This window comes from Terribacillus sp. AE2B 122 (assembly GCF_902497585.1).
GTDB lineage: Bacteria > Bacillota > Bacilli > Bacillales > Amphibacillaceae > Terribacillus > Terribacillus saccharophilus_A.
Genome location: NZ_LR700949.1, coordinates 68,472 through 73,396, shown reverse-complemented (window position 1 = coordinate 73,396; position 4,925 = coordinate 68,472). Strand labels below are relative to the sequence as shown.

The following is a 4,925-nucleotide window of genomic DNA, read 5'->3' as shown; positions in this document are numbered from 1 at the left end:
CGAAGAAAATGGCTTGGTATTTTCGAGGAGTCTCCGTGTTCTGCCTACGCTAGGATGGATAACAAATCAAAAAGACCGAACTTATGCAAATTTTCTTATGAAGATTTACAATATAGTTCGGTTTTTATATGGCTAAAACACTTTTGTCCCAGCCTCTTTACTAAAATATTTAAGATGTAGTTTTCGTGTCATGAAGGTTGATGCTTTAGCATCCAAATTTCACTTGTCATAGCATTAGTACCTTAGAACTTATCTGATAAAAGCTGCCCACCAGAGCCTTTCGTGGTAGTATGATCTGCAAGCTTTTCAATTCCAGTTATTTTTATCAGTTTTTTTACTTTTTAATTTACTGCACTTGTATCCGGATCTGCTGATACAAGTGCAGTGAACATGATATTGTCGATCAAGGACAGATTCTTTAACAGATTGATATCCTGAAAGATAAATCTCATTAGTATGGATCGCATGACATCTGGCAGTTTAGAATTTAAAGGCCGTGAAATAGGCACTCTAAAAGAGAAGAATTAGCACGTTAAACTGGAACAGCAGCAAGTAGAAGCACAAAAGCAAAAAGCCGAAGCAGAAGAGTCGAAGAGGAAGCGGAAGCCCCGGTTATCAAACAAAAGAGATGCGGATGTAGATGATGTAAAATCAGATCACAAGCGGATTACGGTTAATGATTCTGTCAAACATATAAAAGAAGACACAAATTGATAAACAAACCTAAGACACCTGCGCTAAGAAAGGAGCCCTGATTCAAATCAGCGCTCCTTCTTTTATTACCTTTATTTTTTAAGCTTAACAGGTACACCACTTCTCGCAAACTCCAAAGCAGCATACGTCACCTCATGAGTTAGATATGCATCACTATAATCAGAGCGGATTTGCGAGGCGTCGCCAGTACGAACGGCATGAATAAATGCCTCATTTTCCCGAACGTATGGATTGTCCTTATCCTTATACACCGTCTTTGTGCCTTCTTGGTCTATTTCTAGTTTATCGCCCTGCCAATCTAGTATTCCTTTATCTGTATAAAGCTTGAGCCCAACTTCTCCCATGCCACTAGGAAGGATACACGTATTCGACAGGTTAGCTACTACGCCATTTTGCAGTCTTAAACTTACTGTACCAATGTCCGGCACCGTAACATTATCGTGCTTGTTATGCTGTACTTGATTGCCATACATCGCGTAAACTTCTTCAACCTCACCGCAGACGTATCTTAGTAAATCTACAATATGCGTTGTTTGTTCGATAAATTGACCGCCAGACTTCTCTTGATCTCTCCACCAACTAACCATGGGCATCTCACCCATCCATTTACCTAATACCATACCAAGCGTTTGACCATTTACGTTTTCCTTTAGACGCTGAACCGAATCACTGTATCGAAAATGATACCCAACAGACGTAATCAGAGAATTATCGTTCATACGCTCTAACACCTTGGCTGGGATCTTGTCCTCTGTCCCCAGTGGCTTTTCGATGAGGAAAGGAATACCGCGCCCAATAAGCTCTAATTCGATCTCTCCCCGAACCATTGGCGGCGCAACGATATAAACCGCATCAAGCTCCTCTGCGTCCAGCATTTCCACATACTGGTCATACCCATTTGCACCCTCATAATCTGACACCATATCTGCTGCTTTCTCTTTACTTGTTCCGCAAATAGCCTGGATCTGAACCCCATCCATCTTTGATAGAATGTCCGCATGCTTGCGGCTAAACCAACCTGTCCCAATCATTCCAATTTTGAGTGTCATGTTTCTCTCTCCCTTGTTTGTTGGTAGTGAGCTGTAAAAAAGAAAGATGACGCTTACGTTTCAGCAACAATGAAGATAGAAAAGAAAAGCCTCCCAAAAGTCTGTTAACCATTGAGAGGCTTCTACTTTACTTTGTAGACCATAATAGGCTGCAATATACCTGCCGCCGTAATTAAGCGTATTATGCTCCCCTAATCCATTGTCACTCCTTAAACTTCAATTGCTTCTTTTGTAAGTTAAGGATAGCCATTCTTTATACCTTTAACCGACTTCGTTTTTACTTTTACTACTACTAACTGCTTCATGTTGTCATCTTTACTTTATGGTTTGATTCTATTATGCCATTTTTTAATTGAATACGCGAAAGCAGAAAAAATAAAAGGAGTAGCAACTAGCTACTCCCGAAATATTATAAACCAGCTTGATCGGCACCGTATGTTGCATCTTGTGTGCTATAACCCTCATACTTCTCACCCTTACTTGTCAAATTCGTTATAAATCCAGTAAGATATTCTTTCCAGTAAAAAATTACGATGTTAGTGTTTTCCTAGCAATGACAGAGTTAACGACTGCTATAAACTCTTTACTGTCAAAATGAAACTGATCAATAATGTTTCATTTTATCCCCCTCGACTTACTACTCCGATGACAATATGGTTACCATTGATGGTTTTAACGGAGATGCACTTATTACCCTTATCTATCCACAGTTTCAACGTTTGTTAGGGTAAGGAAATCAGAAAGTAAAGGTAAAATTCTTTGATAATCAGCTGATGAGCAATGATGAACATTTGCCCTCTTGATAAATACTACCGTTATAATTGAAATTCTATAAAATTTATCTAGTATTAAACTTGTTTTTATTACATAGACTCTTGCTAATTTAAAACAACCTCTACTTGCCATTCTTCAGCTGGTACGTTAATAATCTCTAAGATCTTATGGCTCAACCTGTATATATCCCTTGCGCTAAAATCCACGTTTACATACATATCATTCTGAAGTACACCTCTTCTTTTAAATTTATTTATATCCGCAGAGAACAAATTCGGATACTTTTCTTGTATAGATGAGAAGTTTTCTTCATTTATATTACTTGCTACGTTAAGTGTTGTAATCCATACTTCTCTCCAATTAGAAACCTCATATGTCTTACCCATTAATGTTAAAAGTCTAGGAGACGTTCCCTTTACATCTTTTACTTCATATTTATGAGATCCAAAATAATTCCATACTTGCAAACATTTATCTGCTAGTAAATTTGTTCTTGCTTTAATCTCATCTATGGTCCAATTATAAACATTCTTAAATGTTTTATTTAATTCTAAGTTACTACCAGCTAAATTTTCTCGTTTCTTTTGAAAAGCTTCATTTGACATTTCTGAGTTATATGCAGTTAGAGTTAAATTTCCCAGAACATGTAGGTTTTTATCGTGAACATTCTCCCACTCTTCCCCTAAAGAAATTCTCCATGAATCCGATAGAGTTTGTGGCATTATATGTTCAATAGTGAGGTTGTCATAATTTACTTTTTCTTTATGTTGATACGACTCTTCTATAGATTCAAGTATAAACTTCGTTTTCCTTGCTCGATCGCCACTACCATATAATCGAGTTGTTAAGAGATTTTCTCTAAATTCCTGGTCTTTCGGATATCCTTTATTCTGCAATGAAGCTTTAATTTCTTCAAGAAGCTCTTTCCCAGAAAAACCCAATACCTTCTGTATTAAAGCAGGAAAAATACTATTCAATTCATTCGTGGGTATGTTACAAACAAACCTTCTTATAAGGTAATTTTCTACAATACTTACTATACTGACAAACTCATCAGATGATATTTTTCTTTCTTTATATAAAGTAAACATGTTTAAAAAGAATGGGTATGAAGTCCTTGCATCAAGTCTTTTCAATCTAAGTAACACTTTCCTTACATTAGAATCATCAACTATTTCTGGATTCAAAAGGCATTTATAATACTCGGAGAGTTGATACAATTCCCTTACATGCCCTATAATATCTCCAGAATTAACCGATAATTTTAATTCTGAATAAACTTCAGTATTTCTAATGACTTTTCCTTTTCTCATAAGAAAGTGCCTAATATATTCTGTTAAGGAATCTTGATAATAATCTTGCATAGGCTTCCAAAATTCCAGATAGATTTCTTCATGTTTATCGTTACTAATTTTCATAAAGAAGAAATTACGGATCAAGTCTGATTGAGTTAAAGGTCTACCCTTTGCATTTAGACTCTCAAATACTAAGTAAGGATTATCATCAGAAGCAAGAACAATACTTACAAGAGAAAGTCTATTGGAAAGTAATGTCTTAAGTTCACTCAAATCCATCTCTGTTTTACTAATTTTATTCTTAAAATAGTTATACGCCAAACCAATATTTGAACTCTCGAGATTAATCTCCCTTGAATCTATTAAAGATTTATATATCTCCCTATCGACTTGAGTTGGCAGTAGCTTATAGAAGCTATCACCTGTCTTCCATTTATTCACCAATAGATTTTCATGAATTTCTTCAGCAAGTTTTAGATTATTATTTCCTCTTGCTAAATCTCTTATAACTGTTAGAAGAATAGAGAGGGTTGTAATCCTTTGTTGCCCATCAATAACCAGGTATTTTTGAACTTCATGTGGTTCTGAATCCATAGACATACTTACTATAGAACCAATGAAATGGCTCTTATTTTCATTAGTGAGGCGTATATCTAAAATATCATCCCACAATTGTTTCCATTGAGGAATTGACCAGCTATATGTTCTTTGAAAGAGAGGAATAACAAATTGTTTTGTCCCTTCAATCATTGGCTGAATAATAGACTCTGTTGCTTTCATAAAAATAGAATCCTCCTTAAACTCACTATAGTAATCGGTAATTTCAGTAATTTAATAATTTATTAGTACAAAATAGATATATTTACCAAGGCATTACGAGCAAATTATACCATAACTAGTAATTTTAAATTATATCTGCAAGTTAGGTTGTTAATACTATTGTCGTGAAGAACTAAATTCATGCGCAAAATCAAAGGCATGAAAGTAGAAGTTGATCGTATTATTCTATGGCTAAAACTGTGTATCAATAAAGTTGTAAACGCAAAAAAAGCGTCAAACCATAAGGTTTGACGCTTTTCCGAGTAGAACAGTC

General features: G+C 35.5%; 2 protein-coding genes. Both read right to left on the bottom strand.

Annotated features, from left to right (window positions below; translation table 11 throughout):
* Positions 1-785: 785 nt before the first annotated feature.
* A complete protein-coding gene (locus AE2B122_RS16645; protein ID WP_175074778.1) occupies positions 786-1,763 on the bottom strand; it encodes a Gfo/Idh/MocA family protein in 978 nt (325 codons plus the stop codon).
* An 878-nt stretch (positions 1,764-2,641) separates the two neighbouring features.
* On the bottom strand, positions 2,642-4,612 hold the full coding sequence (locus tag AE2B122_RS16640; RefSeq protein WP_175074777.1) for a DUF262 domain-containing protein: 1,971 nt from the start codon (positions 4,610-4,612) through the stop codon (positions 2,642-2,644).
* Between the last annotated feature and the right edge of the window lie 313 nt (positions 4,613-4,925).